A 14,028-nucleotide genomic window follows, 5' to 3' on the forward strand; every position below is an offset into this window, starting at 1 on the left:
CGGACCGTCCGGGTATCACCTCCCTCGATCATGAAGGCTGACCCGTCGTGTCCCCGATGTGGCCACGCCGTACACCCGCCCAGCGTGTGGACGAGCGCGTGGCACTGTCCCCTGCACGGCCCCGTGGCGCCGTTGCAGCCCGTTCGCCGGCCCGGGGCCGAGTCGCTGGAACTCGTCCTGTCGGCCGCGCAGGTTCCCGTGTGGGTGCCGTGGCCGCTGCCCAGCGGCTGGGTCATCACCGGTTTCGCCGAGGCCGGTGACGAGCGCAGCGGTTCGCTGGCCGTCGCGGTCGCGTTGTCCGGCCCCGCTCCGTTGGGCGGGGTGGGCGAGCTCCTGATCGTCGCCGAGGACCCCGGTATCGGGCTGGGCGCCCGGCTGGCCGGGCTGGAGGGCCCCGATCCCGGCGACGGGTTCGACTCCGGTCCTCCCCACGATCACGTCCGCCACGACGGGCACGAGATCGCCCTGTGGAGCGTCGACGCGGGCAAGGAGTGCGCGGTCTACGTCGGCGAGGCCATGGCCAGCTGGATGTGGTTCCTGCTCGCCCCCTCCGACACCGGGCTCATGATGTGCGAGCTGTCCACGGTGCGCGACCTGCGCGACCGGCGTGACGGGGGAGCGGCGCTCGAACCCCCCTTCGGCGCCCTGTCGCCCTTCCTCGACGGACGGCTGCGCCCGATGAATCCCTGAAATCCGGCCCCTCCCCGCGGCCGCGCCCCCTCCCTACAATCGTTGCGATGCGCATCGATCTGCACTCCCACAGTTCCGTCTCCGACGGCACCGACGCGCCGGCCGAGGTCATCGAGTACGCCGTCGCGGCCGGCCTGGACGTCCTCGCCCTCACCGACCACGACACCGTGGCCGGGATCCCCGACGCCGCAGGGAACCTGCCCCCGGGGTTCACGCTCGTCCCCGGCATGGAGCTGTCCTGCGCCCACCAGGGCTCCTCGGTCCACCTGCTGGCCTACCTCTTTGACGCCCGCCACCCCGGGCTGGCCGCCGAACTCGTCCGCATCCGCGACGATCGGGTGAGCCGCGCGCGCGGCATGGTGGAGCTGCTGCGGGAGGCCGGGGTCGGGGTCACCTGGGAACGGGTGCGCGAGATCGCCGGCGACATCGACGGCGACGACGTCGTCGGCCGGCCGCACATCGCCCGCGCCATCGTCGAGGCCGGCGCCGCCGACAGCGTCCAGGACGCCTTCGACCGCTGGATCGGCTCCGGAGGCCCCGCCTACGTCGCGCGTTACGCCCTGGACCCCGTGCGAGCCGTGCGGCTGGTGCGCGAGGCCGGAGGCGTGTGCGCGCTCGCCCACCCCGCCCGCGGCGAGGGCGCCTTGACCGGGGCCGTCCCCGACGACCTGGTGGAGCGCATGGCCGCGGCCGGGCTCGGCGCGATCGAGGCCGACCACCCCTCCCACGACGAGGCCGAGCGCGCCCGCTGGCGGGCCCGCGCGGCGGAGCTGGGGCTCGTGGTCACCGGGTCCAGCGACGACCATGGCGACCTGACCGGGCACCGGCTGGGGCGGTGCACCACCGACCCGGACGCCTACGCCGAGCTGATCGCGCCGGCCACCGGCGCCACGCCCGTCGTGGGCTGATCCGCGGCCCCGGTCCCGACGCCCGCGGTCGGCGATTCAGTGACTTATCCGGACTTTACGAAACGGGCACGACGCTGATGTGCCGCGAACCGGACGGTACACATCTACACAGCGGGGCCGCGACAATAGGCCCGCACAACGTCATAGTCAGACGGAATCGAAGGGTCGGCACCGTGTTCTGGAAGCGGAAGGACAAGAAGAAGGCCGAGCAGGCTGAGGAGGTCACCGGCACGGGCGGCACCGAGACGGAGACCGTCGAGGAGGCGGGCGACGAGGAGAAGACCCCCGACACCGCCGCAACGGCCGACTCCACCGACAGCGCGAAGGAGACGGCGGAGAAGGACGCCCCCGCCATCCAGCGCGTCGAGATCCCCGGAAAGCTGGAGGTGGACGGCGAGGAGCACGACGTCCTCACCAACACCTGGATCGTCCCGGCCGACGACGAGGGCGTCATCGTGATCGACCCGGCCGACGACGCCGAGGCGATCCTCGAAGCCGTCGGTGACCGCGAGATCTACCTCGTGGCCTGCACCAACGGCTACGCCCCGCACATCGCCGGCGCCGTGGCCGTCGCCGAACGCGACGAGGCCCCCATCGCCCTGCACGCCCGCGAACTGCGCGCGTGGCGCAAGCTCCACGGGATCGAGCGCAAGCCCGACTGGGAGGTCGAGGGCGGCGGCGTGCTCGACGTCGGCGACCTGGAGGTGGAGATCCTGCCGACCCCGGGCACCGCGCCCGGATCGGTCTCCTACTACATCGCCTCGCTCGGCGTCGTCTTCAGCGGCGACACCCTGGTCGCGGGCAACCTGGGCACCGTGGGCGGCGGCTACGTCGACTACACCCGCCAGCTCGCCTCGGTGGGCGAGATCCTGCTGTCACTCCCCCCGAAGACCCGCGTGCTGCCCTCCAGCGGCGAGGAGACCACGGTCGCGGCCGAGTCGGAGAACTTCGACAGCTGGGTCGCCGGCGACTGACGGCCCCACGGCCGTCCCAGGGCGAGGGGCGGCCGTGGCGGGCCGGGTCACGGCTTGCGGGTCTTCTCCACCGAGTTCCAGAAGTCGGTCAGGGCGCTCGCGGTCGTCTCGGGCGCCTCGACGTTGGGGGAGTGCGCGGCCCCGGGCACGACGACGCGCTGGGCCTTCAGACGCTCGGCCATGTCCGACTGGACCTGCGGCGGCCAGGCGTCGTCGTTCTCGCCGTAGAGCACGAGCTTGGGCAGGTCGACGGCGGCGAGCTCGCCCGTGCGGTCGGCCGCGCTGGTCACCTCGTGCGCCATGCGCACCAGGCCGATCGGGGAGTTGGCGAGCATGCGGTCGCGCAGGAAGGCGTACAGCTCCTCGGTGGGGACGCTGGAACGCGCCTGGCTGTCGAAGTGCTCCCACCATATGGCGGCGAGCACCTCCGAGGTGGGGGAGTCGCCGAGCAGCGCCATGAGCGCCCGCGCGTTGGCCGCGGAGGTGCCGGCGATCCCGCTGGGCCCCGACCCCATCGCGGTGTAGGAGAGCAGCGGGACCTCGCCCGAGAGCACGGTCTCGCGGGTCACCAGGCCGCCGAAGGAGTGCCCGAGGAGGTGGACCGGGCCCTCGTCCAGGGCCCGGATCAGATCGGTGACGCACCGCCCCAGCGCCGCGCAGGTGTAGGCGGCGGGGTCCTCGGGGCCGGGCGACTCGTACTGGCCGGGCAGGTCGATCGCGTACACCCGCCGCCCGGCCTGGGCGAGCGTCTGCAGCAGCGCGATGAAGTCCTCTTTGCTGCCGGTGAACCCCGGGACGAGGACGGCGGCCTGGAACTCACAGCCGCCGGCGGCCGGGACCGCCGCCAGGGCAGCGATCGGGCCGTCCGGGGTCGCGACGTCCATCCGCCGCACTCCGGGCGGCAGGTCCAGAAACCGAGGCGTACTCACGACGATTCACCCTAGACGATCGATGGCCACGGGGGGCCGTGGGCGACCGGGGGAAGAACCTCCGGCCGTCCCGCCCGTCCGGGGTCAGTCCTGGTCGTTGCGGACCTCGACGCCGCTGCGGGTGCGCCGGCGGCGCCGGACCCGACGCGGACGTTCGGCCTCGTTGTCCCCTGGGGTGGGCTCGGCCGCCGCGGGGGAGTCGGCGGGACGCTCCGCGCCGGAGCCGCCACGGGTGCGCCGCCGGTTACGGGAGCGGCCCCGGCGCGGGGACTCCTCCGCGCGGTCGCGGCGGGGACGCCCGGTGTCGCCGATGTCCTCGACCTCCTCGGCCTCCAGCCCCGCGCGCTCGCGCCGCTCCTTGGCCAGCGTCCCCTTGGTCCCGGCGGGGATGCGCAGGTCCGAGAAGAAGTGGTCGGAGGTGGAGTAGGTCTCGGCCGGATCGCCGAAGGACAGCCCCAGGGCGTTGTTGATCAGCTTCCAGCGCGCGATCTCGCGCCAGTCGATGAACGACACCGCGGTCCCCGAGCGGCCGGCGCGGCCGGTGCGGCCGATCCGGTGGGTGTAGGTCTTCTCGTCGTCGGGACACTCGTAGTTGACCACGTGGGTGACGTCGTCGACGTCCAGCCCGCGCGCCGCGACGTCGGTGGCGACCAGGACGTCGATCTTGCCGTTGCGGAACGCGCGCAACGCCCGCTCGCGCTGGCTCTGCCCGAGGTCGCCGTGGACGGCCGCGGCGGCGAACCCGCGTTCCTTCAGCGTCGAGGCGACCTGGTCGCACACGCGCTTGGTCTGGCAGAACACCATGGTCAGGCCGCGGCCCTCGGCCTGGAGCAGCCGGGCGAGCATCTCCGGCTTGTCCATCTGGTGGGTGCGGTAGACGTACTGGTCGATGCCGCCGGTGCGGCGCCCCTCGGGCTCGTCGTCGTCGCCCGCGCGCACGTGGGTGGGGCGGCGCAGGTACTTGCGCGACAGGGTGACGATCTCGCTGGGCATGGTCGCCGAGAACAGCATGATCTGCCGTTCCTGCGGCACCTTGTTCAGGATGCGCTCGATGTCGGGCAGGAAGCCGAGGTCGAGCATCTTGTCGGCCTCGTCGAGCACCAGCGCCGCGGTGCCGTCCAGCACCAGGTGGCCCTGGCCCTCCAGGTCGAGCAGCCGTCCCGGGGTGCCGACGACGACGTCCACGCCGCTCTTGAGACCGGAGATCTGGGGCTCGTAGGCGCGACCGCCGTAGACGGTGACGATGCGGGCGCCGGTGCGCTTGCCGGCGGTGGCGAGGTCGGCGGCGACCTGGATGGCGAGCTCGCGGGTGGGGACCACGACGAGCGCGCGGGGACGCTTGGACGTCCCGGGCGTCTCCTGGCAGCGCTGGAGCAGCGGGATGCCGAAGGCGAACGTCTTGCCGGTGCCGGTGCGGGCCTGGCCGATGATGTCGGTACCGGTCAGCGCCAGGGGGAGGGCGAGGGACTGGATGGGGAAGGGCTCGACGATGCCCTCGGCCTCAAGGGCGTCGGCGATGTCGTCGGCGACGCCGAGATCACGGAATGTCCGCTTGGTCTGTGTGGTGTTCTGTGTGCTGGTCAGGGCTCGTGCCTCCATCTTGGGCGGGCCGCACAGGGTGCTGAATGGCCTGAAACGTGCGCGGACCGTCCCGCCGGCGAGCCGGGCGCCTGGTGTGGACCCCTCAGAAGGGAGGTACGGCGCTGCTCACGCATTCCGGGCCAGCCGGAAGGCGGTGGCGCGGCCTCACGTCCACGGGCGCCGCAGGTGGTGGTCTGCGATCAGCATGCGGGGTCGTCCGCTGGGTTGTCGTCGTGCGCGGCGGCACGCCGCGCTGTGGGTCCCGGGTGTCGGGGGCACCGCGGGGTCGGCCCCGTGCCGGGTTCCGCGACCTTCGCGTGCTCGTGTGCAGCGGGGGACTCCGCGCGGTGACCAGCCGGTGCCGGTCACAGGGCTGAGTCTATCCTGAGGGCTCTGCCGCTGGATATGCCGCTTTTACCGCGAGTCCGGGACGGCCCCCGCGGTCTCATGACAGGCAACGACGCGGCGGCCCCGATTAGTCCCGCCCGCAGGGCTGGACGTCCAGGTGCCCGTGAGCTCCCGGCCGAGGGCGGTGTCGGCCGGCCGATAGGCTGCACCCATGACCAACGGTTCCGCGTCCGGTTCTCCGGCTCCCACCGACGGCTCCCGCGCCAGCGGCGCGGTCCTCGACCTGCTCGGCCTGCTGGCCTACGCCGAGCTCGTGGCCTTCTTCCGGTTGACCGACGACGCCGAACTGGCCCCCACGCTCGTCGACAAGGGCGAGCTCGCCGGGCTCGCCGCCACCGAGTACGGCCACTACCGGATGCTGCGCGACCGGCTGAGGGAACTGGGGGCCGACCCCGAGGAGGCCATGCGCCCCTTCGTCGCCCCGCTGGACGCCTGGCACGCCCGGACCGAGCCGCAGGACTGGCTGGAGAGCCTGGTGAAGGCCTACGTCGGCGACGGCATCGCCGGCGACTTCTACCGCCAGGTCGCCGAGCTCACCGACGCCCAGACCCGCGACCTCGTGCACGGCGTCCTGTCGGAGGCCGGCCGCGCGGAGTTCGTCGCCGCGAAGGTCCGCGCCGCCGTCGCCGACGACCCCAAGCTGGCCGGCCGGCTCGCGCTGTGGGCCAGGCGCCTGGTGGGCGAGGCGCTCAGCCAGGCCCAGCGCGTCGCCACCGAGCGGCCCGAACTGGCCGCGCTGCTGGCGGCCGAGGACGAGACGGACTCGCACAGCGACCTGGCGTCGGTCAGCAGGGTCTTCGCCCGGATCACCGACGCCCACGCCGCGCGGGTCAAGGCGATGGGCCTGTCCGCCTGAGACGGGCCGGCGGGAATTCCAGCACCCCCGGCGGTGTTGACCCCTTCAGAGGCCGCGAGGCGCCACGGACGGGACGGCCCCGCGCGGTACCCGCACCCGGTGCTGTCCGATCCGTCACACCGCCCTTGGCACCACGGGTTCCGATATATAGTCGGCTCCGTTCCCTCCGGCCACGTCCGCTTCGAGGTTCCTCACAATGTCTTGTGGGTCCGTCGCCGAGCGTCCGCCGCTTCGGCCTCCGCGGGAATCCGGTCCGGCGACCGGCTTTCCGGCCCTCAGGACCGACATCGGTCCCCCGCCGCGCCTCGCGGTCCGGTGCCGCGCCCCGCGTCGCCGCCCCGCCGCCCGAGGCGGCCACGGCCCTCTCCCCCGACCCGGGGGACACCCGGGTCCACCGTTTCGGCCCGCCCTCCCCTCAAGGACCGAGGCCGGCGGACGGACGGGCCCGCCCACGTTCGCCGATCCCCGAGTGGCGGGGGAACGGGGATTCGTCCGCTAAGTTGGTTGCGCTCTCGGCGGGACCGCCGAGTGCCGCGTTTTCGGCGATCCGCGAGGTGATCACGGGGACCCGCCCGCCGGGCGTACTCTGAGCCGTATCTGGAGTGTGCCCGCCGCGTGTCCCCGCGTGAGTGCAGCGGAGCACATCGGGCGGCGCGATCGACGCGCCCGACCCGTTCGAACGAATCAGGGGACCCGCCCCGTGACCAAAAACGCGGCCGTCAAGGTGCCGCGAGAAAGGAAGAGCACATGAGGAGCGGCCGGCATGGGGCGGCGCGTCCACCGCTCAGCGTCGTGATCTACCAGGATCGCGTCGACTTCTCCCTCTTCGCCGTGCTGGCGGTCATCACTCTGGTCGTCATGATCCTCAGTGGTGTGACCAGCCTGGCCTTCTGGTTGTCCTTCCTCGGACTGCTCACGCTCATCGTGCTCGTGGTCCGACGCATCGACCGGCTGTCCCGGGACGAGGTCAACGCCGAGGAGTTCCTGTAGGCCCCCACCACGCCCTCCCGGGGACATAAGCCGAGGGCGGAGCCCCTGGCCCCGCCCTCATCGATCTCGCGCCCTCGACGCGGTCGCCCCGACCGTCCGGGCCGTCACTCCCGGGTGAGGTCCCAGCCGCTGATCCCCCGCCACGCCAGCCGGGCGATGAGCTGCTCGGCCGCCTCCTTGGGGATCGTTCCGTACTTGCTCAGCCAGTAGCGGGCGCTGGTCTCGGCCAGGCCGACCAGACCGACGCTGAGCAGGTGCGCCTCGTCGTCGGAGATGCTGGTGTCCTGCCGGATGACGGCGCCGATCAGGTCCGCGCACTGCAAGAGCGTCTGCTCGGTCTTCTCCCGGACCGCGGGCAGGTTGCGCAGGTCCGACTCGAACACGAGCCGGAACGCCTCGCCCTCGCCCGCGACGAAGTCGAAGTAGGCCCGGAAACTGGCGATGACGCGCTGGCGGTTGTCGTCGGTGGACTCCAACGCCTCGCGCTGCTTCTCCACGAGCGCCTCGGAGTGCTGCTCCAAAAGGGCGAGGTAGAGTTCCAGCTTGCCCGGGAAGTGCTGGTAGAGGACCGGCTTGCTCACTCCGGCGCGCTCGGCGATCTCGTCCATCGCCGCGGCGTGGTAGCCCTGGGCGACGAAGACCTCTTGGGCCGCGGCCAGCAACTGGCGGCGGCGCGCGACCCGAGGCAGCCGGGTTCCCCTCGGACGGGCGTCTGAAGGAGCTGTCACACCCACACTCTCCGAACTGGTCGCACGGCGCGGGCCGGGCCGCGCACGCTCCTGTCGAACATGGCCGGGTACGGGACGGGACGTCGCGAACCAGGCGCATATCGCACCATCCTACTCGGCCGTAGGTTCCGCTGGAGTCGCGGAACCCACGGCCTTCGGGACGCAACCCCTGGTCAGCGGTAGTCGTCCTCGTCGAGCTGGACCTCGATGGCCTGCTCCACGGCGTCCCCCTCGGAGACCTCGCGGTCGGCCTCGGCCGAGGCCCGGTCGAGCCAGTCGCCCTCCTCGTCGCCGAGGGAGGCGCGCTGTTCGGCGGCGTCGGCCTCGGGGGCCTCGACCGAGGACTCCTCGAGGGGTTCGTCGGGGCGAGAGGCGGGCGTCCGCTGCGGATCAGACGTCACAAGAGGCTCCCTGGTCGATTACTGAACGTCCCTCCTACGCTACTCCGCCCCTCCCCGGCCCATGTCAAGGGTGGGTGGGGGTTCGGTCGGAGGTGAGCAAGGAAGCACTTCACGGGCCGACCGGGTGGGGATCCCGGGGCGGGAATGCGAAACCCCACCGCGTAGGTTGGGTAAGGAAAGACCGATCGCGTCCCCCGCGCGTCGCCGGGGGCCGTGGCGACATCACCATTTTGAGGAGCTACCGTGTCGCTGCCGCCGCTGGTCGAACCAGCCGACGAGCTCACCGTCGAGGAGGTGCGCCGCTACTCTCGCCATCTGATCATCCCCGACGTTGGCATGGACGGCCAGAAGCGTCTGAAGAACGCCAAGGTCCTGGTCGTGGGCGCCGGCGGGCTGGGTTCCCCCGCGCTGCTCTACCTCGCCGCCGCGGGTGTGGGCACCCTCGGCATCATCGACTTCGACGTCGTGGACGAGTCCAACCTCCAGCGTCAGGTCATCCACGGCCAAAGCGACGTGGGCCGGTCCAAGGCGGAGTCGGCCCGTGACTCCATCCGGGAGATCAACCCGCTCGTCGAGGTCGTGCTGCACGAGGAGCGCCTGGACACCGACAACGTCTTCCGGATCTTCGAGCCCTACGACCTCATCGTCGACGGTACGGACAACTTCGCGACCCGCTACCTGGTCAACGACGCCTGCGTCCTGCTCGGCAAGCCCTACGTGTGGGGCTCCATCTACCGCTTCGACGGCCAGGCGTCGGTGTTCTGGGCCGAGCACGGTCCCTGCTACCGCTGCCTGTACCCCGAGCCGCCGCCGCCGGGCATGGTCCCCTCCTGCGCCGAGGGCGGCGTGCTGGGCGTGCTGTGCGCCTCGATCGGCTCCATCCAGGTTAACGAGGCCATCAAGCTGCTCGCCGGATTCGGCGACCCGCTCGTGGGCCGGCTGATGATCTATGACGCCCTGGAGATGAACTACCGCTCGGTGAAGGTCCGCAAGGACCCCGAGTGCCCGCTGTGCGGCAAGAACCCGACGATCACCGAGCTGATCGACTACGAGGCGTTCTGCGGCACGATCTCGCAGGAGGCGCAGGACGCCGCCGCGGGCTCCACCATCACCGCGGGCGAGCTCAAGGAGATGATGGACCGGGGCGAGGACTTCTACCTCGTGGACGTCCGCGAGAAGAACGAGTACGAGATCGTCAACATCCCCGGCGCCGTCCTCATCCCCAAGGGGGAGTTCCTCAACGGCGAGGCGTTCGCCAAGCTCCCGCAGGACAAGAAGATCGTCCTGCACTGCAAGTCCGGCGCGCGTTCCGCCGAGGCGCTGGCCGCGCTGAAGGGGGCCGGCTTCGCCAACGCGGTGCACGTCGGGGGCGGCGTGCTGGCCTGGGTGAACCAGATCGACCCCAGCCTGCCGACCTACTGACCGGATCGGGAGGGCCTTTCGGCCGTCCTCGACGGGGCCGTCACGCTAGCGCGTGGCGGCCCCGTCGCGTTCCCGGTCCGCGCCGGTTGGGACCCCGCCCGCGCGGGGTAGGTCCGTCGAGAGAGACCGGTACCGACCGGGGAGGTGCGACATGAGGACGAAGGGACGCTGGGAGGACTGGGTCTCCCTGGTCGCGGGGCTGGCCGCGGCCGTCAGCTGGCTCTGGCACGGCATGACCGGGGTGGGCACGGCGGCGATGTTCGTGATCGGCGTGCTCGTCGTCTTGGCCTCGGTCATGTCCATCACCCGCCCGGGCGTCATCGCGACCGAGGGCGCGACCTTGCTGCTGGGGGCGCTGTTGTTCATCACCCCGTGGGGGCTGGGCTTCACCGACGTGCCCGCCGCGGCGTGGACCGCCTGGCTGGCGGGGGCGGTGATCGCCGTCGTCGGCCTGGTCGGCCTGCCCCTGAGCACCACGGCGCACCACCGCGCGATCCCGCACTGAGCGCGACGGTCGGAGACGAGACGCCCCCTCCGCGGGCCGGGTCCGCCCGCGCGGAGCCGGTCCCGGGGGCGGGCCGCTAGGGTGGGCCCATGGCCCGGCCCCCCTCCCACCCCGACGACTACGCCGAGCGCGTCCTCGACCTGGTCGAACGCATCCCGTCAGGGCGGGTCATGTCCTACGGCGACGTGGCCGAGTACCTCGGCCAGGGAGGGCCACGCCAGGTGGGGGCGGTCATGTCCGCCTGGGGCGGGGCCGTCCCGTGGTGGCGGGTCATCCGCGCCGACGGCAGCCCGCCGCCCGGGCACGAGGTCCGGGCGCGCGAGCACTACGCGGCCGAGGCCACGCCCCTGCGCCCGAACGGGCGGGTGGACATGCGACGGGCCAGATGGGACGGCGGTGAGCCGTGACGTGCCCGCTTCGTCCTGATCATCTGGTGAACTAGGTGGAGTGAGTTCCTCCCCGTACCGTCTCGTCCGGCGGGCGCGCCCCCCCGCGGCCCCGCCCCCGCTCGACGACGACCAGCGCCGCGTGGTCGACCACCCCTCGGGTCCGCTGCTCGTGCTCGCCGGCCCCGGCACGGGCAAGACGACCACGATCGTCGAGGCCGTCGTCGACCGGATCGAGCGGCGCGCCGTCGACCCCGCGCGGATCCTGGTGCTGACCTTCGGCCGCAAGGCGGCCCAGGAGCTCCGGGAGCGCATCACCGCCCGCCTGGGCCGGACGACGCGCGAACCCCTCGCGATGACCTTCCACGGCTACGCCTACGCGCTGATCCGCCGGGAGTTCCGTCTCGCCGGCGACCAGCCGCCGCGCCTGCTGTCGGGACCCGAACAGCTCATGGAGGTGCGCGAGCTGCTGTCCGGCGAGGTGCTGGACGGCGCCGGGGCGTGGCCCGAACGCCTCCGCCCGGCCCTGGAGACCCGCGGGTTCGCCGAGGAGCTGCGCGACTTCCTCATGCGCGCCGAGGAGCGCGGCCTGGACGCGGACCGCCTCGGTGGGCTCGGCCAGGACCTCCGCCGCGACGACTGGACCGCGGCGGGCGGCTTCCTGGCCCGCTACACCGGCCGCTTCGACGTCGCCCCCGTGCCCACCCTCAACTACGCCGAACTGGTGCGGATCGCCGCCAACCTGCTCACCGACCCGGAGGTACAGGCCAGGGAGCGGGCCGCCCGCGAGATCGTCTTCGTCGACGAGTACCAGGACACCGACCCGGCGCAGGAGGCCCTGCTCCAGGCCCTGGCCGGCGGCGGACGGGACCTGGTGGCGGTGGGCGATCCCGACCAGTCCATCTACGGGTTCCGCGGCGCCGACGTGCGCAACATCCTGGACTTCCCCCGCCGCTTCCCGACGGTCACGGGCGACCCCGCCCCCGTGGTGGCGCTGCGTGTCGGCCGGCGCGGGGGCGCGGCACTGCTCGCCGCCTCGCGCGGCGTCGCCCGCAGGCTCCCCGCCGCGCCCAGCCCCGGAGGCGGACCGGTCAACGCCCACCGCGCCCTCGTCCCGGCGCCGGAGGCGCCCAACGGCGACGTGTCGGTGCTGGTCGCCGAGAGCCCGGCCCAGGAGGCCGCGATCGTCGCCGACACCCTACGCAGGGCCCATCTCGTCGACGGCGTCCCGTGGTCGCGCATGGCCGTCCTGGTGCGTTCGGCCACCCGGCAGGTCCCGACCCTGCGCCGGGCGCTCATGGCCGCGGGCGTGCCGGTCGCCGTCGCGGGGGACGACCTGCCGCTGGCCGTCGAACCCCTGGTCCGGCCGATGCTCCTGCTCATCCGCTGCGCGCTGCGTCCGGCCAGCCTCGACGAGGCGTCCGCCCACGAGCTGCTGAGCAGCGCGTTCGGTGACGCCGACAGTATCGCGCTGCGCAGACTCGGCCGCGCGCTGCGCCAGCTCGAACTCGACTCCGGGGGCCAGCGGCCCGCCGCGGTGCTGCTCGCCGACGCGCTGCGCGACCCCCGTGACCTCGCGACGATCGCCCCCGAGGTGCGCGCGCCGGCCGAGCGCGTCGCCGCCCTGCTCGAACTCGTCCGGGGCCGCACCGCCGCCGGGGCCTCCGCCGAGGAGGTGCTGTGGGCGGTGTGGGAGGCCAGCGGCCTGGCCGACCGGCTGTCACGTGCCAGCCAGGCCGGGGGCCGGCGCGGGGCCGCCGCCGACCGCGACCTCGACTCCGTCGTCGCGCTGTTCGAGAGCGCGGCCCGCTACTGCGACCGACTGCCGCCCGGCACGCCCGAGGGGTTCCTCGACGACCTGGAGGCCCAGGAGATCCCCGCGGACACCCTCGCCGAACAGGCGCCGACCGGCGAGGCCGTGCGCGTCCTCACCGCCCACCGCGCCAAGGGCCTGGAGTGGGACGTCGTGGTCGTCGCCGGGGTGCAGGAGGGCGACTGGCCGGACCTGCGCCTGCGCGGTTCGCTGCTCGGGGTGGAACAGCTCGTCGACACGGTCGCGGGCTTCCCCGAGAACAGCGGCGCGGCCGTCGCCTCGCGGCTGTTGGACGAGGAGCGGCGGCTGTTCTACGTCGCCGTCACCCGGGCCCGCCGCCGTCTCGTCGTCACCGCCGTGGGCGGACAGGACACCGACGAGCGGCCCTCCCGCTTCCTCGCCGAGCTGGGGGCGGGCGAACCTGAACGGGTGACCACGGGCCGGCGCTGGCTGTCGCTGCCCGCGCTCGTCGCCGACCTGCGTTCCGTCGTCACCGACCCCGCGAGCCCCCTGCCGCTGCGCCGGGCCGCGGCCGCGCACCTGGCCCGGCTCGCCGACGAGGGGATACGCGGCGCCGATCCCGGCGGCTGGCACGCCCTCACGGAGTGGTCCGACGACCGCCCCCTCGTCGACGAGGGGGCCACCATCCGCGTCTCCCCGTCCCAGGTCGAGGGGTTCGCCACCTGCGAGCTGCGCTGGCTGCTGGAGAACGCGGTGGGCGCCTCGGCCGCCGAGACCTCCTCGGCGCTGGGCAAGGTCGTGCACGCGGTCGCCGTCCTCGTCGCCGAGGGCGCCGGCCTGGAGGACGTGCACCGCCGCATGGACGCGATCTGGGCCGACCTGGACTTCGGCGGTCCCTGGTACGCGGACAAGATGCGCGAACGCGCCGACGGCATGGTCGCCAAGCTCCTGGCCTGGCACGAGTCCAACCCCAGGGAACTCGTCGCGACCGAGGAGGGGTTCAAGGTCGACATCGGCGGCATCGAGATCACCGGCCGCGTCGACCGCCTGGAACGCGACGAGCGGGGACGCGCCGTCATCGTGGACATCAAGACCGGCGGCGGCCGGCCCAAGGACGACGAGCTGGCCCGCCACCCCCAGCTCGGCGTCTACCAGCTCGCCGTGCTCAGGTCGGCGTTCGCCCGGCTCGGCCTGACCGAACCGGGCGGCGCCGAACTCGTCCAGGTCGGTAAGGCGGGCTACGGTGACCGGGTACGCGAACAGCCCCAACGCCCCCTGGACGAGGACCCCGACCCGGCCTGGCCGGAGAAGATGGTGCGCGGCGTCGCCGACGGAATGTCCGGTTCGCGGTTCCAGGCCATCCCCAACCTCAACTGCGACTCTTGCGCGGTGCGGGCCAGCTGCCCGGCGCACAACGAGGGGCGGCGGACCTGAACCCGCGCCACCGCCCCGCCCCCGAACCCCACCGCCCCACAC

The 14,028-nt window shown here is 73.1% G+C and carries 13 protein-coding genes; 9 read left to right on the forward strand and 4 right to left on the reverse strand.

Features of this window, described 5'->3' with window-relative positions; translation table 11 throughout:
• Positions 1–30: 30 nt before the first annotated feature.
• From ACYVHU_RS07745 to ACYVHU_RS07755, 3 genes are all read left to right on the forward strand, one after another.
• Entirely contained in the window at positions 31–690 is a 660-nt protein-coding gene (locus tag ACYVHU_RS07745; protein WP_078762614.1) for a DUF6758 family protein, read from the forward strand.
• Positions 691–737: 47 nt separating this feature from the next.
• Positions 738–1,598, forward strand: coding sequence for a PHP domain-containing protein (locus ACYVHU_RS07750; RefSeq protein ID WP_078762615.1), 861 nt, complete (start codon positions 738–740; stop codon positions 1,596–1,598).
• Between the two features lie 173 nt (positions 1,599–1,771).
• Positions 1,772–2,572, forward strand: coding sequence for an MBL fold metallo-hydrolase (locus ACYVHU_RS07755; protein WP_078762616.1), 801 nt, complete (start codon positions 1,772–1,774; stop codon positions 2,570–2,572).
• A gap of 47 nt (positions 2,573–2,619) precedes the next feature.
• Here the strand turns inward: ACYVHU_RS07755 and ACYVHU_RS07760 are convergent, their stop codons facing one another.
• Positions 2,620–3,501 (reverse strand): alpha/beta fold hydrolase, encoded by an 882-nt coding sequence (locus ACYVHU_RS07760; protein WP_078762617.1) that lies wholly within the window; start codon positions 3,499–3,501, stop codon positions 2,620–2,622.
• A gap of 84 nt (positions 3,502–3,585) precedes the next feature.
• A complete protein-coding gene (locus ACYVHU_RS07765) occupies positions 3,586–5,100 on the reverse strand; it encodes a DEAD/DEAH box helicase (RefSeq protein WP_498947984.1) in 1,515 nt (504 codons plus the stop codon).
• Positions 5,101–5,641: 541 nt separating this feature from the next.
• On the opposite strand from ACYVHU_RS07765, the gene ACYVHU_RS07770 reads away from it, so the two are divergent.
• The gene (locus ACYVHU_RS07770) at positions 5,642–6,346 is read left to right on the forward strand and encodes a ferritin-like fold-containing protein (protein ID WP_078762619.1); all 705 of its coding nucleotides are present in this window, start codon (positions 5,642–5,644) and stop codon (positions 6,344–6,346) included.
• Positions 6,347–7,093: 747 nt separating this feature from the next.
• The gene (locus ACYVHU_RS07775; protein WP_078762620.1) at positions 7,094–7,336 is read left to right on the forward strand and encodes a hypothetical protein; all 243 of its coding nucleotides are present in this window, start codon (positions 7,094–7,096) and stop codon (positions 7,334–7,336) included.
• A gap of 104 nt (positions 7,337–7,440) precedes the next feature.
• Here the strand turns inward: ACYVHU_RS07775 and ACYVHU_RS07780 are convergent, their stop codons facing one another.
• Together ACYVHU_RS07780 and ACYVHU_RS07785 are read right to left on the reverse strand one after the other, a co-directional pair.
• Complete coding sequence (locus ACYVHU_RS07780; RefSeq protein ID WP_078762621.1) at positions 7,441–8,064, reverse strand: TetR/AcrR family transcriptional regulator; 624 nt, start codon at positions 8,062–8,064, stop codon at positions 7,441–7,443.
• A gap of 173 nt (positions 8,065–8,237) precedes the next feature.
• Positions 8,238–8,465 carry an Rv3202a family protein gene (locus ACYVHU_RS07785; RefSeq protein WP_078762622.1) on the reverse strand — a complete coding sequence of 76 codons (228 nt, stop codon included), beginning with the start codon at positions 8,463–8,465 and terminating at the stop codon, positions 8,238–8,240.
• Positions 8,466–8,708: 243 nt separating this feature from the next.
• Here ACYVHU_RS07785 and moeZ point away from each other — a divergent pair, with 243 nt between their 5' ends.
• From moeZ to ACYVHU_RS07805, 4 genes are all read left to right on the forward strand, one after another.
• Positions 8,709–9,887 (forward strand): adenylyltransferase/sulfurtransferase MoeZ, encoded by a 1,179-nt coding sequence (gene moeZ / locus ACYVHU_RS07790; RefSeq protein ID WP_078762623.1) that lies wholly within the window; start codon positions 8,709–8,711, stop codon positions 9,885–9,887.
• A gap of 151 nt (positions 9,888–10,038) precedes the next feature.
• On the forward strand, positions 10,039–10,392 hold the full coding sequence (locus tag ACYVHU_RS07795) for an SPW repeat domain-containing protein (protein WP_144390173.1): 354 nt from the start codon (positions 10,039–10,041) through the stop codon (positions 10,390–10,392).
• An 89-nt stretch (positions 10,393–10,481) separates the two neighbouring features.
• The gene (locus ACYVHU_RS07800) at positions 10,482–10,799 is read left to right on the forward strand and encodes an MGMT family protein (RefSeq protein WP_078762624.1); all 318 of its coding nucleotides are present in this window, start codon (positions 10,482–10,484) and stop codon (positions 10,797–10,799) included.
• Positions 10,800–10,839: 40 nt separating this feature from the next.
• Positions 10,840–13,986 (forward strand): ATP-dependent helicase, encoded by a 3,147-nt coding sequence (locus tag ACYVHU_RS07805; protein ID WP_498947987.1) that lies wholly within the window; start codon positions 10,840–10,842, stop codon positions 13,984–13,986.
• Positions 13,987–14,028 lie beyond the last annotated feature (42 nt).

It is taken from the genome of Marinactinospora endophytica, from assembly GCF_054780875.1.

What these genes read in the sequence shown, in the direction of transcription:
- ACYVHU_RS07770 (WP_078762619.1), top strand. Translation starts at nt 5,642, where the DNA reads ATGACCAACGGTTCCGCGTCCGGTTCTCCGGCTCCCACCGACGGCTCC.
- ACYVHU_RS07750 (WP_078762615.1), top strand. Translation starts at nt 738, where the DNA reads ATGCGCATCGATCTGCACTCCCACAGTTCCGTCTCCGACGGCACCGAC.
- ACYVHU_RS07765 (WP_498947984.1), bottom strand. Translation starts at nt 5,100, where the DNA reads ATGGAGGCACGAGCCCTGACCAGCACACAGAACACCACACAGACCAAG.
- ACYVHU_RS07745 (WP_078762614.1), top strand. Translation starts at nt 31, where the DNA reads ATGAAGGCTGACCCGTCGTGTCCCCGATGTGGCCACGCCGTACACCCG.
- ACYVHU_RS07775 (WP_078762620.1), top strand. Translation starts at nt 7,094, where the DNA reads ATGAGGAGCGGCCGGCATGGGGCGGCGCGTCCACCGCTCAGCGTCGTG.
- ACYVHU_RS07795 (WP_144390173.1), top strand. Translation starts at nt 10,039, where the DNA reads ATGAGGACGAAGGGACGCTGGGAGGACTGGGTCTCCCTGGTCGCGGGG.
- ACYVHU_RS07800 (WP_078762624.1), top strand. Translation starts at nt 10,482, where the DNA reads ATGGCCCGGCCCCCCTCCCACCCCGACGACTACGCCGAGCGCGTCCTC.